Annotated in this window: 16 protein-coding genes; 8 read left to right on the forward strand and 8 right to left on the reverse strand. The window is 62.3% G+C overall.

Annotation, left to right across the window (positions count from 1 at the left end):
• Positions 1–25 precede the first annotated feature (25 nt).
• Entirely contained in the window at positions 26–1381 is a 1356-nt protein-coding gene (locus tag KYT97_RS20325; RefSeq protein WP_219110541.1) for a YhgE/Pip domain-containing protein, read from the forward strand.
• On the opposite strand, the gene KYT97_RS20330 is transcribed toward KYT97_RS20325, so the two are convergent.
• Positions 1378–2001: a superoxide dismutase gene (locus KYT97_RS20330; RefSeq protein WP_033235191.1), complete on the reverse strand. Its 624-nt coding sequence runs from the start codon at positions 1999–2001 to the stop codon at positions 1378–1380. The genes KYT97_RS20325 and KYT97_RS20330 overlap by 4 nt on opposite strands.
• A gap of 233 nt (positions 2002–2234) precedes the next feature.
• On the opposite strand from KYT97_RS20330, the gene KYT97_RS20335 reads away from it, so the two are divergent.
• The 3 genes from KYT97_RS20335 (at position 2235) to KYT97_RS20345 (ending at position 4766) form a co-directional block, all read left to right on the forward strand.
• Positions 2235–3434 (forward strand): acyltransferase family protein, encoded by a 1200-nt coding sequence (locus KYT97_RS20335; RefSeq protein ID WP_219110542.1) that lies wholly within the window; start codon positions 2235–2237, stop codon positions 3432–3434.
• On the forward strand, positions 3352–4065 hold the full coding sequence (gene msrA / locus KYT97_RS20340; RefSeq protein WP_045066262.1) for a peptide-methionine (S)-S-oxide reductase MsrA: 714 nt from the start codon (positions 3352–3354) through the stop codon (positions 4063–4065). Before KYT97_RS20335 ends, msrA begins: the two co-directional genes overlap by 83 nt.
• Positions 4066–4172: 107 nt before the next feature.
• On the forward strand, positions 4173–4766 hold the full coding sequence (locus KYT97_RS20345) for an Rv1733c family protein (RefSeq protein ID WP_245005885.1): 594 nt from the start codon (positions 4173–4175) through the stop codon (positions 4764–4766).
• A 64-nt stretch (positions 4767–4830) separates the two neighbouring features.
• On the opposite strand, the gene KYT97_RS20350 is transcribed toward KYT97_RS20345, so the two are convergent.
• Positions 4831–5760, reverse strand: a complete 930-nt coding sequence (locus KYT97_RS20350; protein WP_219110543.1) for an LLM class F420-dependent oxidoreductase — start codon at positions 5758–5760, stop codon at positions 4831–4833.
• A 27-nt stretch (positions 5761–5787) separates the two neighbouring features.
• On the reverse strand, positions 5788–7563 hold the full coding sequence (locus tag KYT97_RS20355; RefSeq protein ID WP_245005886.1) for a hypothetical protein: 1776 nt from the start codon (positions 7561–7563) through the stop codon (positions 5788–5790).
• Between the two features lie 477 nt (positions 7564–8040).
• Here KYT97_RS20355 and KYT97_RS20360 point away from each other — a divergent pair, with 477 nt between their 5' ends.
• Genes KYT97_RS20360 through KYT97_RS20375 form a run of 4 tightly spaced genes read left to right on the forward strand, consistent with a single transcriptional unit; the run spans position 8041 to position 11440 of the window.
• Entirely contained in the window at positions 8041–8898 is an 858-nt protein-coding gene (locus tag KYT97_RS20360; RefSeq protein WP_245005887.1) for a DUF4328 domain-containing protein, read from the forward strand.
• Positions 8895–9659: a glycerophosphodiester phosphodiesterase gene (locus KYT97_RS20365; protein ID WP_033235185.1), complete on the forward strand. Its 765-nt coding sequence runs from the start codon at positions 8895–8897 to the stop codon at positions 9657–9659. The genes KYT97_RS20360 and KYT97_RS20365 overlap by 4 nt, the downstream gene beginning before the upstream one ends.
• A gap of 30 nt (positions 9660–9689) precedes the next feature.
• Positions 9690–10604 carry a DUF5926 family protein gene (locus tag KYT97_RS20370; protein ID WP_033235247.1) on the forward strand — a complete coding sequence of 305 codons (915 nt, stop codon included), beginning with the start codon at positions 9690–9692 and terminating at the stop codon, positions 10602–10604.
• 47 nt (positions 10605–10651) lie between these two features.
• On the forward strand, positions 10652–11440 hold the full coding sequence (locus KYT97_RS20375; RefSeq protein WP_172936910.1) for an alpha/beta fold hydrolase: 789 nt from the start codon (positions 10652–10654) through the stop codon (positions 11438–11440).
• Here KYT97_RS20375 and KYT97_RS20380 read toward each other — a convergent pair.
• The 5 genes from KYT97_RS20380 to KYT97_RS20400 all read right to left on the reverse strand — a co-directional run bounded on the left by KYT97_RS20380 (position 11437) and on the right by KYT97_RS20400 (position 15642).
• On the reverse strand, positions 11437–11982 hold the full coding sequence (locus tag KYT97_RS20380) for a ferritin (RefSeq protein WP_033235246.1): 546 nt from the start codon (positions 11980–11982) through the stop codon (positions 11437–11439). The two genes, KYT97_RS20375 and KYT97_RS20380, sit on opposite strands and share 4 nt — an antisense overlap.
• Before the next feature lie 90 nt (positions 11983–12072).
• Positions 12073–12618, reverse strand: a complete 546-nt coding sequence (locus KYT97_RS20385) for a ferritin (RefSeq protein WP_219110549.1) — start codon at positions 12616–12618, stop codon at positions 12073–12075.
• 46 nt (positions 12619–12664) lie between these two features.
• A complete protein-coding gene (locus KYT97_RS20390) occupies positions 12665–14002 on the reverse strand; it encodes an LCP family glycopolymer transferase (protein WP_371851340.1) in 1338 nt (445 codons plus the stop codon).
• Positions 14003–14018: 16 nt separating this feature from the next.
• Complete coding sequence (locus KYT97_RS20395; protein WP_045066276.1) at positions 14019–14873, reverse strand: CPBP family intramembrane glutamic endopeptidase; 855 nt, start codon at positions 14871–14873, stop codon at positions 14019–14021.
• Positions 14845–15642: a DUF2470 domain-containing protein gene (locus tag KYT97_RS20400; protein WP_033235181.1), complete on the reverse strand. Its 798-nt coding sequence runs from the start codon at positions 15640–15642 to the stop codon at positions 14845–14847. The genes KYT97_RS20395 and KYT97_RS20400 overlap by 29 nt, the downstream gene beginning before the upstream one ends.
• Positions 15643–15698: the final 56 nt, after the last annotated feature.

Raw genomic sequence — 15698 nt, forward strand, 5'->3', positions numbered from 1 at the left:
AAGATCGCCATCTATCGTCTCGGCCATGAGCACCGCGAACAACACCGAAAACACCCACCGCCAGCCGTCGCTACTTGGTCGACGGCTGGCGGTGGGTGGTTTGGCAGCTGTTGTGGTGGGTGCGGTGGCCGGTACGGGCTGGGTGTGGTTCTCGGGCGGCGAGAACAACTCGCGGGCAGTTGCGATAGTCAACACCGATGCCGGAACCATGCTGGACGGCGAGGAACTGCGCGCCGGTGACACACTGGTCGAGACACTGAGCGCGAGTGAAGACTTCGACTTCCACGTCGTGGACAGCCCCGGCGGTAACTACTTTGCGACTCTCACCGTGCCCGAGAATTTCAGTGAGTCGGTTGCCTCGATGCTGGGCCCGGAGCCGCAGCAGGCAAGTATCGACCTCGACGTTCAGGGCGCAGACGGAGCGAAGGCGGTGGCACTGACCAGCGCGGTGTCGGCCCAGGTCAGTGCCGACGGTATCAAGGGTTTGATGTCACAGACGTCCGCTGCTCGTCGAGCATTCGATCAGAATCTGGTGACCGCGCAGATGCTGGTAGCGGGAACAGCGGGCGCCGAGAAGTCGATCGACCAGGTGAAGGCCGGGGCAGACACGATCCTGCCGTACCTGGAAACAGCGCGCGCTGGTTCGTTGGAGTTGACGAGTGTCGCGGAGCAGGTTTCCGGCGTCGTGGATCAGGCTGCCGGGTCGGCGGAGGAATTGGCCACGCGCGCAGACTCGCTCGGCTTGACGTTGGGTGAGGCGTCGTCGTCCACCGCAGATCTCAAGTCGCGCATCGACTCGCTGACCGGTGCGTTGAGCGGATTGCCGGTGCCGCAGGATATTACGGCGCAATTGGCGAGCGTGAGTACCGACTTGGGTGCCGTGACTGCGCAATTGAACGCGGTGCCGTCGATGTTGGGTGGGTCGGTGGGCCCCGATACGGCGCTCGGCGATTTGGTGCGTACTGCCGTCGGCCAATTGCAGGGCGCCAGTGCGCAATTGAACAGCGCTGCCGGTCAATTGAGTGACGGTTTGATTCCGATCGCAGACCAGGCTCCGCAGATGCTCGAAGATGTGACCACTCAGATCACCCAGGGGTTCGGGACTCTCAAGTCGGTTGCGACGTCGTTGGTGACCGGGTTGGACACCGCAAAATCCGGGCTGCCGGCGTTGACAACTCCGCAGCAGGTTCAACTGATGTCGGTGCTGTCCGATCCTGTGGCGGTGAATCAAACCACTGCGCCGGGAAGTGGATCGGATTCGCGCACAATCGCTTTGGTGTTCGGCGTGGCGACAGCTCTTCTTGCTGGTGCCTTGCTGATGCAAACGGCGGCGCCCCTGGTGAAGGAGCGCCGCCGCGTAGAGCAAGAAGAACGTGATTAGACGATCAGGCCCGCGGTCTGCGTACGAGCGCGCTCGAAGCGTGCCGTGACGTCGTTCCAGTTCACGATGTTCCAGAATGCCTTGACATAGTCGCCCTTGACGTTCTGGTAATCGAGGTAGAAAGCGTGCTCCCACATGTCCAGCATCAGCAGCGGCGTGAGGCCGATGGAGATGTTGCCCTGCTGATCGTAGAGCTGGACGATGACGAGGCGTGCGCCGATGGAATCCCACGCGAGGATGGACCAGCCGGAGCCCTGGATGGCGTTGGCGTTCGCGGAGAAGTGTGCGCGGAAGAGATCGAACGAACCGAAGTTGTCGTCGATCGCTGCGGCGAGTTCGCCTTCGGGCTTGTCGCCACCGTCAGCGCTGAGGTTGTTCCAGAAAACGGTGTGGTTGGTGTGGCCACCGAGGTGGAAAGCCAGGTTCTTCTCGAGCAGGTTGGCCTGCGCGGCGATGGTGTCGTTCTCGCGAGCCTCGGCCAGCTTCTCGAGTGCAGCGTTGGCGCCGGCGACGTATGCCGCGTGGTGCTTGTCGTGGTGCAGCTCCATGATCTTGCCCGAGATGTGCGGCTCGAGGGCTGCGTAGTCGTAGGGGAGTTCCGGCAGCGTGTAAACAGACACGAGGGTCCCTTCTTTGCGGGCTCCGTGAGCCCTGCTTCTTCGAGAGTATGGTGCTTGGATTGCGGATCAATCTTGGGTATCCACCCAATAACATTCGTACACGGTCTGCAACAGTTCAGCTCAGGTAGTCATTCCCTGACAATAAAGTTCGGGTAACCGAAAACTGCGTGATCTCGGACATTGGGGCATCCGGAAATTCGTCGTAAAGGTGAACGGAACCTTAAACTTGCTCGATGCCCGCACCAGTTTTTCTCCCGGAGTCATCAGAGGCGGCACCGCCTCGGGTGTACCTTCCGGGCGCTGACCTGCTGCGCGCACTCGCTGTTGCGGCGGTAATCTACTCCCACATCTCGTTCTACGTCATCGACGATCTCGGCTCCGGTTGGTGGCTGATCGACGTCGTGTACGGCGCCTTGATCGAACCGGCCCAGCTCAATCAGCACCTGTCTTTTGTCGGAGTCGCGACGTTCATGATGTTGACCGGCGCCCTGGTGACTCGGTCCGCGATACGTGATCGGCCCGGCAAATTCCTGACCAACAGATTGAGTCGACTGGTACCGGCCTTCTGGGTGGCAATTGCGATAGCCATCTTGTTGGTTCGTCTCGGTATCAACGGCATGTTCAGTGGCCAGGACGGTATTTCGAATACCCAGGCGCTGATGAGTTTCTTCCTCGGCGGGTTCTTTCTCACGCCTGAAGTGGCTGTTCTCGGTGTGACCTGGACGTTGACGGTCCAATTCCTGTTCTACCTTGCCTGCGTGGCGCTGCGGCCGATTCTGCGCATGCGGCCGGTCATCATGCCGCTCGGCGGGGCAGCGCTGTGTTCGCTGGTGTTGCTCTACAACATTTACGCACCGATGCCGTACACCGTTCCGATGCTCTCGAAGATCGCGGCGACACTCCCGGCGGTTTTCCTCGGACAGATCATGTACCTCGCGTGGGCGCGGCTGGCCCCGGGGCGGTGGCTGATCGTCGCCGTTCTGGCACAGATTCACGTGATCCTCGTGGCCACCGAGTTCCGCGTCTACTGGGCCGGTGAGAACTACTTGTGGACCATCACCGTCGTAGCCGCCGCGGTGGTCCTCATCGGCCGCTACGACGGCGGCCCGACGCGCTGGGCGTTCGTGAAGTGGTTGTCGACGCGGAGCTACATCATCTACCTCGTCCACACGCTGATTCTGTATCGCGTCGTCGAGAACACGACCCCCCACGTCGGTCCGACGCTCGCCTTCGGCCTCTTTCTTGTTGTCACGGCGATCGTCGCGGAATTCGGATATCGCTGGGTCGAACTGCCAGGTGCCAGAGCCATCACGGCATGGCGGAACAAGCGCTCACGCGTAGAATCAAAGAATGAGCTGGTACGACGACATTCTGGGGCGAGCGTCCGCACAATCCACCCTGATCAGTCCGCAGGACGCACTGCCAGGACGTGAGACCGCGATGCCAGTGCCTGCCGCGCATTACGTGAACGGGCATCCGCTGACGCCGCCGTTCCCCGAGGGGATGCAGACCGTCGTCGTCGGTATGGGTTGTTTCTGGGGTGCGGAGAAGGAGTTCTGGCAGCTTCCGGGCGTCTACAGCACCGCTGCCGGATATGCGGGCGGATACACCCCCAATCCCACGTACGAGGAAACCTGCTCGGGACGCACCGGGCACACCGAGGTAGTGCTCGTCGTCTTTGATCCGGCCGTCATTTCGTACGAGCAGATCCTGGCTCACTTCTGGGAAAATCACGATCCGACGCAGGGGATGCGTCAAGGAAACGACCAAGGTTCGCAGTATCGATCCGCGATTTTCACGACTTCCGAAGATCAGGAACAGATCGCGCACGCATCTGCACTTGCATTCGGCAAACGATTGACTGACGCCGGTTATGGCGCAATTACGACGGAAATAGGTCCGCTGCGTGATTTCTTCTATGCCGAGGACTATCACCAGCAATATCTTGCAAAAAACCCCGGCGGATATTGCCCAGTGCATGCCACGGGAGTCAGCTGCCCGGTAGGACTATTGCGCCAAGATCAGGTGCCGGCACAAACCGATATTCTTCCGCCTCACGAATAGTTGGTGTTGGAGGACACATGTGATTCCGATCGTTAATACTTGCAACTAGATCGAAATAGAGGGAATCTCGATAGCAAGAGTGTCTTGTCGAGAGAACTGAGCGCATCATGTCCGCTAGTACGCGAGCAACAGCGTCGTTGCTCCGACGCACCATTCACGTCGGCCACGACCCGATGGTCAGGCGTAGTGATCGCATCGAAGGATTCATGTCCTTCGGCTTGATCGTTCTTGCGATCCTGCTGGTGCCGTTTGCCATCTGGGCAGGCGGCGCTACGGCGGCAAGCCAGAATGCCCTGATCGCCGACCAGGCCAGGAGCACCCATTCCATCGCCGCCGTCACGACGGGCGACTCGGTCACGTCCAGTGTCGCGACCGCCGATTACATTCCTGCGAACACCGAAACAGCACCGGCTCAGTGGAACTGGAACGGACAGGTTCATCGCGAAGACATCACCGTCGACGAGACCACGCCTGCCGGCACTTCCGTCGACATCTACGTCGACAACAACGGTGACAAAACCATTGCCCCGATCACGCAGAGCGCAGCTGACGTAGCCGCGGTTGTGACCGGAATCTTCACGTGGTTCAGCATCATGTCGCTGCTGACCATCGGTTTCATGCTGATTCGGGTATGGCTCGACCGTAGCCGCGACGCACAGTGGGACCGGGACCTGCGCGCATTCCTCGACGCACACGGCTAAGGGCTTCGCCCCTGTGCGCCTTTTTGGTAGTGGGCGCTACCAAAAAGACGCACAGGCCGAAGGCCTAGGCGATCTGCGGCATGACCTCGCTCGCCACCAGTTCGAGATGATCGAGATCGCTGAGATCAAGCGTCTGCAGGTACATACGCTCTGAACCGGCCTCGGCAAATGCTCCGAGTTTGTCCACCAGCTCCGACGGCGTTCCCGCCAAGCCGTTTTCGCGCAGTTCGGCTACTTCGCGGCCGATGGCAGCGGCCCGCTTGGCGATTTCCGCCTCGTCACGTCCGCAGCACAAGACCAGTGCGTTGGAATACGTCAGCTCGTTCGGGTCCCGGTTGATATCGACACAGGCCTGACGAACGCGCCCGAAGATCTCCTTGGTGTCGCCCGCGGACTGGAACGGGATATTGAACTCACTGGCATACCGCGCAGCCAAAGCCGGTGTCTTCTTCTTACCGACGCCGCCCATCAGAATGGGCGGTCCGCCGGCCTGGTGCGGCTTCGGCAACGCCGGAGAATTCTTGATCTGCACGTGCTTGCCGTCGTAGTCGAACTGCTCGCCGACGGGAGTGCGCCACAAGCCCGTCACCACGTCGAGGGTTTCCTCGAGCAGCTCGAACCGGTCCTTCAGCGCCGGGAACGGAATCCCGTACGCCTCATGCTCCTTCTCGTACCAGCCGGCGCCGATACCGAAGTCGACGCGGCCGCCACTCATCTGGTCCACCTGCGCGACGGAGATGGCAAGCGGGCCGGCGTACCGGAACGTTGCCGACGTCACGAGCGTGCCGAGGCGGATCGTCGATGTCTCGCGGGCAATGCCGGCCAGCGTGATCCACGCGTCGGTCGGTCCGGGAAGGCCGTCGGAATTCATGGCCAGATAGTGATCGGAGCGGAAGAACGCTCCGTACCCGAGCTTTTCGGCCGTCTGGGCCACCGCGAGTAGTTGTTCGTAAGTAGCGCCCTGTTGGGGTTCGGTGAAGATACGTAGATCCATGCGCTCAACTCTGCCACTGCGGGTGCGTCAGGGCAGCGCGGGAACGACAACACCCACCTGTCCGGCGGCAAGGCACAGTGACAGTCCGGGGGTCCGCGGCGCTACCTTGACGGTTGTGCCGTCGCCGACAACCTGCACGAATGCCGAGTGCAAGCCCTGCTTCACGGGTACGGAGACCGCGTCACCGGTGGTCAAGGACACGTCGATCGTTCCGTCTGCGCTCGCGAGATAGTTGAGCTGAACTGTCCAATCCCAGACGGCCAACGGTCCGTCCAACGTCAGTTCTGTCGGGCCGTCGACACGTGTTCCGCACTGCGGATCCGTGCCCTCGGGAATCCGTCGCGTGAACGTGACTTCGCCGTCGACGACAGTGCCGTTGTCGTTGATCAGTCGCAGAATCGGTGTACTGGAAGCAAATTCGGGTCGATCGGGCAGTGGGCCGAGTACCTGGGAAGCCATGTTGTTCGGGTTGGTGAAAGGAAGGAGAACCCAGATCGAAACCGGCTGATCGAGCAGCGGCGTATCCGTGTTCTGCGCCAACGACACCCGGGCATTCTGAAGATAGTCACGGGTTGGGCTTTCCCGCCAGACATTCACGAACGAGAATGTCGAGACCAGGGAACTGACGACAAACAGAACCGAAAGACCCACGGCAATAGCGCGGATCGGCACCGTGGTGTGGGAGTCGACGCGGGGTTCGACCCGGGGTGGCGCCGCGAAGTAGAGCGCAATTGCGAGAGCGAACACCGTGGCCGAATCCGTGAAATACCGCAGAGTCTGTGCCAATTCGTACGTCGTGCCCTCGGCGGTGCGGGTGACGGTCATCGCAGCAACCGACGCCAGAAAATACACAGCGGCGCAGATCCAGATCCAGGCAGCGCCTTGTCGGGAGCGCACGGTGACCACGAGTGCGGTGAGAAGCATGATCCAGGCAGCAATGACCAGGAACATCGGGGGATTCGCCCACGCGGGACCCGGAATCCATCGCTCCCACTGCCACGGCCCACCCAACAAAGTCGGGAGCATTCCCAAGGAAGTTCCGTGGTGCAGCAGGGCCGTGGACATGCTGCGACCGTTGCCCGTCACCGGCGATTCGACGGTGAACAGGTACACCGGAATCCAGATCGCGAGCACAACGGCGCACGGAATCCACAGCGCCTTGGCTTTTTTCGCAGCGGTGAGAATCGGCGACGCGTCGGACTGCGTGCGCAGATACAAGACGACGAACACGAGCGCCACAAACGGCACGAGTACCGACTTCTCGAAGAACAGCAACGAGACCACAAAAACAGCGGTCCCCGAGACGGCATAGTGCCGTCGGCCGGTCCGCACGAGTTGTATCGCGTCGCCGCACACCCAGGCGAGAGCAATCTGCAGGGGAAGCGCATTGAGCGCCGCCGACCACCAGGCAAATGCCGGCAGAGTGAGCGGGATGAACAGATAGCCGAGCAACGGAATCAGCAGCGCCGGACGCCATCCGAGCACCAGTCTGAGCGTGCGGAGCAGCGCGAGTGATGCCAACGCCTGACCGAGGACGAGCAGCATCACCGGAAGAGCCCACTGGTACGGGGCAATTCGCGTCACGAGGCCCGTCAGGAAGAAGGCTGCCGGCATGAAGTGACCGTCGTGGTCGTAGAGCAGCAGTTCGCTCGAGAAGAGGGGGAAGCGAGCTCCGCGTCCGATCAGGATGAGATCGTCCCAGTAGAAGTAGTTCTGCGACGCCACCCACGTTCGAATACCGAGTGCGATCGCGATCGACGCGAGTGCAGTCGGCAAAACGCACCTGGCACTGGGCTTGGTCATCGGGAGAGTCATCGCCTGGCAATGCTGCCAGGTGCCGTCCCACAGTGCTGCCAGGTGCCGCGTGAACGGATTGTCCGGTGGACTCCGGCCGCGAATTCACAGGGAATTCGCCCGCTTGTCAAATTCATCCTCGAGCCTGTGCATCGTTCGCTAACACCTGTCAGTAAACCCACAACCCATGAGCCCTGACCTGTGGATAAAGGTCTGTGGATTCATCCCAAGCTGGGGATGAACCTGTGGATAGTGTGGATAACTCGAGTTTTTCGGTGTCGCAGGTCACATTATCGGCACAAAGTTGTACCTGGAGATGAAGTTCAGGTTACGGAACAGCTCCGAAACCATTTGCTGCCGTTACCGATACGGCGTGACAGAATCGAGCATGTGAACCAGCTACAGGTCTGCGCACGGTGCGCCGCACGATGGCCCGTCGTCGGTCCCGCGGGTAGATGGTGTCCCCGCTGCGGCGGTGTCCTCCTCATGCCGGTCCGCACCGACGTGTATCTGCCCCCTTCCCGTCGCGGCTTCCGGTGGATCGCCCGCAACCCCGGGGAACCACGTGGCGTCGGAGATCCCAACCCGCCGCGCGCCGACCCGTCGACGCCCCGCTACGACGCCGTCCCGACGTGGGGACTCACCGACGTCGTCGACACCAGCCCAGCCGAGGAGTCTCGCGCCGACCGGATGGCCGATCGCGTCGGCTCGTTGCTCACCATTGCGGCAGTCCTGTACGGGTTGGCCGTCTTCGCGGAACTCGGCCGCTACACGATCCTGGTGTACAACCAGACCCGTCTGGTCCCACAACTGTTGTTGCGGCTGTCGGACGCCGCCGTCTACTTCACGCAACTCGGTGGGCTGCTTACGGCTGTTCTCGCCGCCGTGGCCGCGGTGTGTTGGCTGCTACGTGCGCGCCGCGACCTGTACGCGCGGGAAAAGCGCGCTGATCCGCGCTCACGCGGTGAAATCCTGGTCGGCTGCGCCGTGCCGGTCCTCAATCTCGTGATGCCGCCCGTATATCTACTCGAACTCGTGCGCCGCGACCCGCGCGGGAGCCGGCTCGTCAAGATCTGGTGGGGGTTCTGGGCGTTCAGTGGCTTCCTCCTTGTCGTGAACGCGTATTGGCGCTCGCGACCCGGCCTCCAGGCAATGGCCGATGGAGTGCTCCTCTCGGCCTTCATTGCGTTGATCGCCGCTGTCACCGCTGCGCTCCTGCTGGCGGTGATCCGGCGTATCGAGCACAAGGATTGGCGAGGCGAACCGGACACCGCGACCAGATGGGTGCCGGTTCCACGATCGGTGCTGGAAAACGCCGTGCCGGAAAAAGCAGCCGCTCAGTGAGCCCGGATCGCCGAGGCCCGCTTGTCGTAGCGCATCGAGGCGCGTCGGCTGCGCGGCCGGAACACACGCTTGCCGCCTACGAGCTTGCCCTCGAAGAAGGGGCAGACGGGCTCGAGTGCGATGTCCGGCTCACCCGCGACGGCCACCTGGTCTGTGTCCACGACCGCAAGGTCGACCGCACGTCCAGCGGCACCGGCATCGTCAGCGAGATGACCCTCGATTCCCTGACCGCACTCGACTTCGGATCAACCGGCGAGCCCGCAGATCTGCTGACCCTGTCCGAACTCATCACCTTGGCGCTGGATTTCTCGCGTCCGGTGAAACTGTTCATCGAAACCAAACACCCCGTGCGGTACGGCGGACTGGTCGAAGCGAAACTCCTCGCCGAACTGCACCGCTTCGGCATAGCGTCGCCGCCGTCCGCGGATCATTCCCGGGCCGTCGTGATGTCCTTCTCGGCCAGCGCGGTGTGGCGCGTGCGCCGAGCAGCTCCCCTTCTGCCGACGGTCCTTCTCGGGGATGCGTCGCGGTATCTCGGCGGCGGCGCGTCGACGGCTGTGGGAGCGACGGCGATCGGCCCGTCGGTCAAGGCGCTGCGAGAGCATCCCGATCTTGTGGACCGCGCCGCTGCGGCCGGACGCGCTACCTACTGCTGGACCGTCGACGACAAGGCGGATGTGGACCTGTGCCGTGAGCTCGGGGTCAGTTGGGTGGCCACAAACCATCCCGGACGCACGAAGCAATGGCTGGGCAGTGCTTGATCGCGGGTGATGCCGTGTAGTTTTGCCCTCGTGGCTAAGAAGAGCAAGAGAAACAGTGGACCGAAGGTAGACAGTGGGCGCGCAGCGAAGCTCGCAGCCCGCCAAGCAGAGCGTGACGCCGCATCAGGCGCGGTCAACCGCCCGTTCGAAGGCCTCGCGGCAGAGTGCGACCTGGTTGCCATGCGCGAATTCGTTCCTTCGGCCACGGCTCCGCTGCCCGTCATCGGCTCGGATCGTCCCGTCACCGTCGCGACGGTTCTTCCCGGCGCTGTTGCCGCTCTCGTCCGCAACGAGGGTGAGACGGCAACCGGATTTGTCGGTGTTCAGGTTCAGGCTCACTCCGCAGATCTGGGCGCAGACCTCGCCGCATCCGTGACGTGGGTTGCCGACGCAGCCCCCGGCGACGCGCTCCCCGCTGCCGATCCGGCGGAGGACACCCCGGCCGTCACCGCTGTCGTCGATCCCGCCGCACTGCTCGACATCACCGTCTACCAGGATTTCAACTGGTGGATCCCCGAAGGCACCGAAACGGATGCCCAGGTCAAGGCCACCGTTGAGCAGGCCAACGCGGCAATCATGCCGTCGGCTCGGCTCGAAGGTGACGGCCTCGTCGCAGCCTGGTGGGTAGACGCCGGAGAGAAGGCGCACCTGCGTTGGGTTCGCCCCGAAAGCGAAGACGATCTGATGCTTGCACTGGCTCGCGTTCACGCTGCCGGCGGACTGAACCTGGGTGAGGGTTCGCGTTACGCGGGATCCTTCCGCACCCACGGACTGCTGGTTCCGGTCTTCGACCTGGACCCTGAGAAGCACGCAAACGAGTGGGTTGCGGCAACGGTCGAGTTCGGCGATCGCCTGGCGCAGGCCCTGGCCGTCGACGCACCTTTGACGTCGGCCGAACTGCGTTCGCGCGACGGACTGCGTGGACGTCAGGTCACGCTGCGCTGATAGCGCTTCTATAGACGTTACGCGAGGTCACGTATAAAGTTCTACGGATGACCTTGGCGCACGACATCTCCGGTAGCGGTCCCACGCTTGTGCTCGTCCATGGCATTGTTCATCGGCGCCAGGCGTGGGATTCGCTTTTGGATCAGTTGACGCCGTATCGGCGCGTCGTCACGGTTGATCTCCCCGGTCACGGGGATTCTGCGCTGCCCGAACTCGGGACTGATGTCATGGGCCAGTTGATCGACGACGTCAGTGCATTCATCACAGAGGTGACGCCGCCGGGCGAGCGCGCCCACGTCGCCGGTAATTCTCTCGGCGGGTGGATCTCACTCTGCCTCGCGGCACGCGGCGACGTTGCTTCGGCAACGGCGCTCTCGCCGGCCGGATTTTTTGTCAATCATCTGGATCAGGTGCGCGCGATAGGCACGTTTCAGGCACTCCGAAGCACGGCCAAACTCTTCGGCGACGGATTGCCCCGCGCGTTGCAGTACAAGCTGATTCGCTATCCGGCGCTTGCCGCATTCTTCGCGCATCCGAGTCACGTCGACTACTCCGCTGCCCTGGCCGACTGCCGTTCACTTATCTCGAATGAGCTTGTCGATCTAGGGATGGAACTCGATTTTGTGCTGCCGCCGATCGTGAATCCGGCTGTGCCCGTGACAGTTGCGTGGGGCCGACGCGACCTGATCCTGCCGGTCTATCAAGCCCAGCGCGTGAAAAAGCCCTTCCCGCAAGCAAAACTCATAGTTTTGCCTGGGGTAGGGCATGTTCCGATGACCGACTCACCCGAGCTGATCAGCTCGATTCTGCTGGCCGGCAGTGAGTTGCGGCGTTAGACGGCTCCACCGGCAACGGCGGGTGCTCCCGAAGAATCGCCAACGACGCTCATTTCACGAGACACGAAATCCTCGATGTCGAACAGGTTGGCGCCCGCACGATCCGCGATGGTGAGAAGTGTTGTCATGCTCGCAACTTCCTCGACCTGCTCCTTGAGGAACCACTGCATGAACTGCTCACCCAAGTAGTCGCCTTCCTCACGAGCGGTGCTCGCGAGCTGAACGATCTGCTCGGTGACGGACTTCTCCTGGGTGAGTGCAAGCGCAATGGCTTCCCGGACATCCTTGAAGTCGGACTTGGCGCCGTCGACACCCGTGAGTTCGACGTTGATGCTGCGATCGAGGAAGTACTGGACGATCATCATCGCGTGATTGCGCTCTTCAACGGCCTGCTTGTAGAAGTGCTTGGCAAGCTGCGGAAGATCGGCGTAGTCGAAATAAACAGCAGTTGCCGTGTACTGGTGCGAGGCGTTGAATTCGTTGCGAATCTGGTCTCGGAGGAGCGCATGGAATTTAGTCATGTGTGTGTCACCAGAAGTCATGAACCCCAAGATAGTGCAGGTCAGGGGCACTGTCATCCCAGTGCAGCCTTATTGTGGTAAGCGTTTCCAAACTAATGGAAACCTAATTATTCAAGCCCCGGCACCCGCAATTTTCGGAGCAGTGGCATCGGTTGCGGGCGGATTGTTCATCTCGCGCGCCACAAAGTTTTCCAAGTGGAAAAGATTGTTTCCTGCCCGATCCACGATCGACAACAACGTGGTCATACTCGCGACTTCCTCAACCTGTTCCTTGAGGAACCACTGCATGAACTGCTCACCCAGATAGTCTCCGGTGTCACGAGCAGTGCGAGCCAGACGCGTGATCTGAGCCGTGACGGTGTGCTCCTGCTCGAGCGCCAATTCCACAGGTCCGCGCACATTTTCGAACTTCGTGACAACCTCGCCGACTCCGGGAATCTCGACGTCGAGATCGTTGTCCAGCAAGTACTGGATCATCATCATGGCGTGGGAGCGTTCTTCGCTCGCCTGGTTGTAGAAACGCGTCGCCATTTGCGGAAGATCATGCGAATCGAAGTACACGGCCACCGCGACGTACTGCTGAGACGCCGTGAACTCGTTCCGGATCTGCTCACGCAGAAGAAGGGTGAATTCGCTCGAGTTCTTCGCCTGTGTCATGTCTCCAGGTTACTGCGTGCAGGCCGCCGTCCGGGATCTACGTTGCTCAGCCGGGTGTGACCAATTCCGCAGGAATCTGCTGATCATTGGCGAGCGCGTCGAAGAATTGTGATGCCTTGGTCTTGTCCCACAGCAGAACGTCACCCGAGCCGTCGACGTAATCGAATCCGCCGACGGGAACCGTTGTAGTTGTCATGCCGCCGCGCAAAGCCCACGCGAGTGACGCCAGATTCCAGATGTGGTCACCGTTGTCGACCTGAAGCGACTTTGCCGTGTCGGTGGCAAGGGACCACAACCGGAACGGATTGAGGAACGTCGTAGGACTGGTGGCCTTCGACAGCAGAGCCGACATGAACTTGCGCTGATTGTTCATGCGATCAAGATCGGCCAGCGCCGTTGCGCGGGTACGCACAAATCCGAGCGCCTCCGAGCCTGTCAGGTCCTGACACCCGGCAGGCAAGTTGATACCGGCAAGGGGATCGTCGATCGGAGAATCCAGGCACACGTTGACCCCGCCGACAGCATCGACGATTCCCGCAAAACCGCTGAATCCGATTTCCGCGTAGTGGTCGATCCGCAAACCCGTTGCTTCCTCGACGGTCTGCACCAGCAACGGCGCTCCGCCCCACGCGAATGCGGCATTGATCTTGTCGGAACCCTCACCCGGAATCGGAATATACGAGTCACGCGGAATGCTGACCATCGTGGTCTTCCCACTCTTGGGCACATGGACCAGCATGATCGTGTCCGTGCGCTTGGGTCCGGTATCGCCACCGGTCGCGAGCGCCTGCTCCTGCTCCGGAGTCAGACCGTCGCGGCTGTCCGAACCCACGATCAACCAGTTCGTGCCAGGTGTATCCGCGACGCGGCCGGCGTAGTCGGGAAGTGCGTCGATCCGATTCAGTGAATTGTCGACGTAGAAAATCGCGCCGACAAACGCGAGAAGCAGCACCAGCAACGTGATGCCGATGCGCTTGCCCCAATTCTTGCGTCGACGAGGCGCCGACGGCGGCTGCTGACGCGGCGGTGGCTGGCGGGGTGGCTGATTCGGCGGCGTCCTCCGCGGGGGTGGCGGGGGAGCTTGACGGTATTGCTGCGCTTGCCGATCCTGCGGTGGCTGCCGGTTCTGCTGGGGGTCCCGGTACGGCTGTGGTTGCTGCGGCGGGGCCCAGTTGTTGCGGTTTTGGGGTGGCGGGGTCTGCGACCACGCCCGGTTCTGGGGTGGCTGGTTCTGGGGTGGCCGGCCGTCACGGCGAATGACCTGAGTTCCCTCGGGCGGGCGCTGTCCCTCGGGCGGGCGCGGCGGCTGACGCCGCGGCGGCGGACCCTGAGGTGGAGGACCCGGTCGCGGCGGGCGCTGAGGATAGGGGGAGTCGCCGGTCACCAGTTCACGGTACCGGTCACGGCAACCAACCCACATGATCGCGAAGCAGGGCGTAACCGATGAACGCCACCATGTCGATGAGCGCGTGGGCGATGATCAACGGCCACAGGCGTCCCGTTCGCTGCCAGTACCGACCGAAGATCAGACCCATGACGACGTTGCCGACACCACCACCGAAACCTTGGTACAGGTGATAGCTGCCCCGCAGCAGCGACGACGCGAGCAACGACGAGTTCTCGCCCCACCCGAGCAGGCGCAGCCTGCTGATCAGATACGCGACAACAAGAACTTCTTCGGCGCTCGAGTTCGCGATCGCCGAGAGAATCAGGATCGGGACGCGCCACCAGTGATCGTCGAGGGCACTCGCCTGGACGGTGAGATTGATGTTCAACGCCTGCGCCGCGAGATAGAACAGCAGTCCGGGAAGGCCGATCAAGGCGGCAAGGCCAAAGCCGGGCGCGATGTCGCGTCGTAGCTTCGGTTTGGGAGGAAGGCCGGCTGCGGTCGGGCCGATACCCGCCCGCCAGAGCAGGTACAGGCCGAGTGCAGCCCACGCGAACAGTCTTGTCACACTCAGCAATTGACGAGCAAGGTCGATCCAGTCGATCGCTGCCTGCGACGGATTGAGCGCCACCGTCTGATCGGACAGGGCGACCGGCGTCGCGAGGGATTCGAGGAGCGACAAGACGCCGGAAAGGCCACTGAGGCCGAAGGTGACCAGCAGGACGATCGTGATCTCGATCCGCACACCGCGACGTTCGGACGCATCGAGAGCAGGTCCGGCGGGAGCGGGTGGGTTCAACCACGAGCGGACGGTTTGGCGGGCATTCACCCGCGCAACGCTATCCGTTGGCGGCGCCGCCTGTGACATGTGAACCGCCGGGGCGCAGGCCGTTGAGGAACGGGCAGCCGACAAGGATGCGGATCGCGCGGGACAGCGAGATGGCGTCGTCGACGGGGTTGGCAAACGGCATCCAGACGTCCCGGTCGCCGGTGTGGTCCTCGACGCGCAGACGCAGTCCGTAGCGATCGATTCCGAGGGGGCGTACCCGTCCGGTGCGCAGGTACGAGGGCAGTTTGCGTGTGAGCATGTCCACAAGGTCGCTGTGATCTTCGTCGAGGTGCTGCAACCACGCCGTTTCCATTTCGCAGAACGGATCGGGATGAGCGGCGAGCAGGTCTTCCACGGCGACGGGTTCGGCTCCTGACGAGTCTGCGACAACGGCCGACGCGAGGCTCAACCGGAGTAGTACCGAGGTGTGACCGAGGTCGAGGAGTGCCGGGTGCGGGTGTTCGGCGGCGACGTCGTCGGCCAGTACCCGCGATTCGTAGTCCGGCACCGCGTGCAGTGTGCCGCGCAGCCAGACGAGTGAGCGGACAGGTTCGCGCAGGGCCAGCGGCGCGTGGTCGGTGAGCTCCAACACTGCAGGTAGGCCGCCGTTTCCGGCGCTCCAGGCAAGTGCTGTTGCAGCCGAGCCGGAGGGGACGGCCACAACGATGTCGCCGTTGGATCGCAGGTGGTGCACCGATGTGACGGTCGGTTCGCTGCCTTCGATCGCGAGAACCGCATCCTGGGCTCGGGCGCAGGCGCTACGTACTCGTTCGGCGGTGGATGGACCGGTGCTCGTTTTCGTAGCCATGCTGCCCCCTCGGTGGGTGTTTCCGGTTACCTCACCGGCTGATGAGGTAACCCTAA

Origin of the sequence: Rhodococcus globerulus, assembly GCF_019334125.1 — a bacterium.
In the GTDB taxonomy this organism is placed as follows: Bacteria; Actinomycetota; Actinomycetes; order Mycobacteriales; family Mycobacteriaceae; genus Rhodococcus_F; species Rhodococcus_F globerula.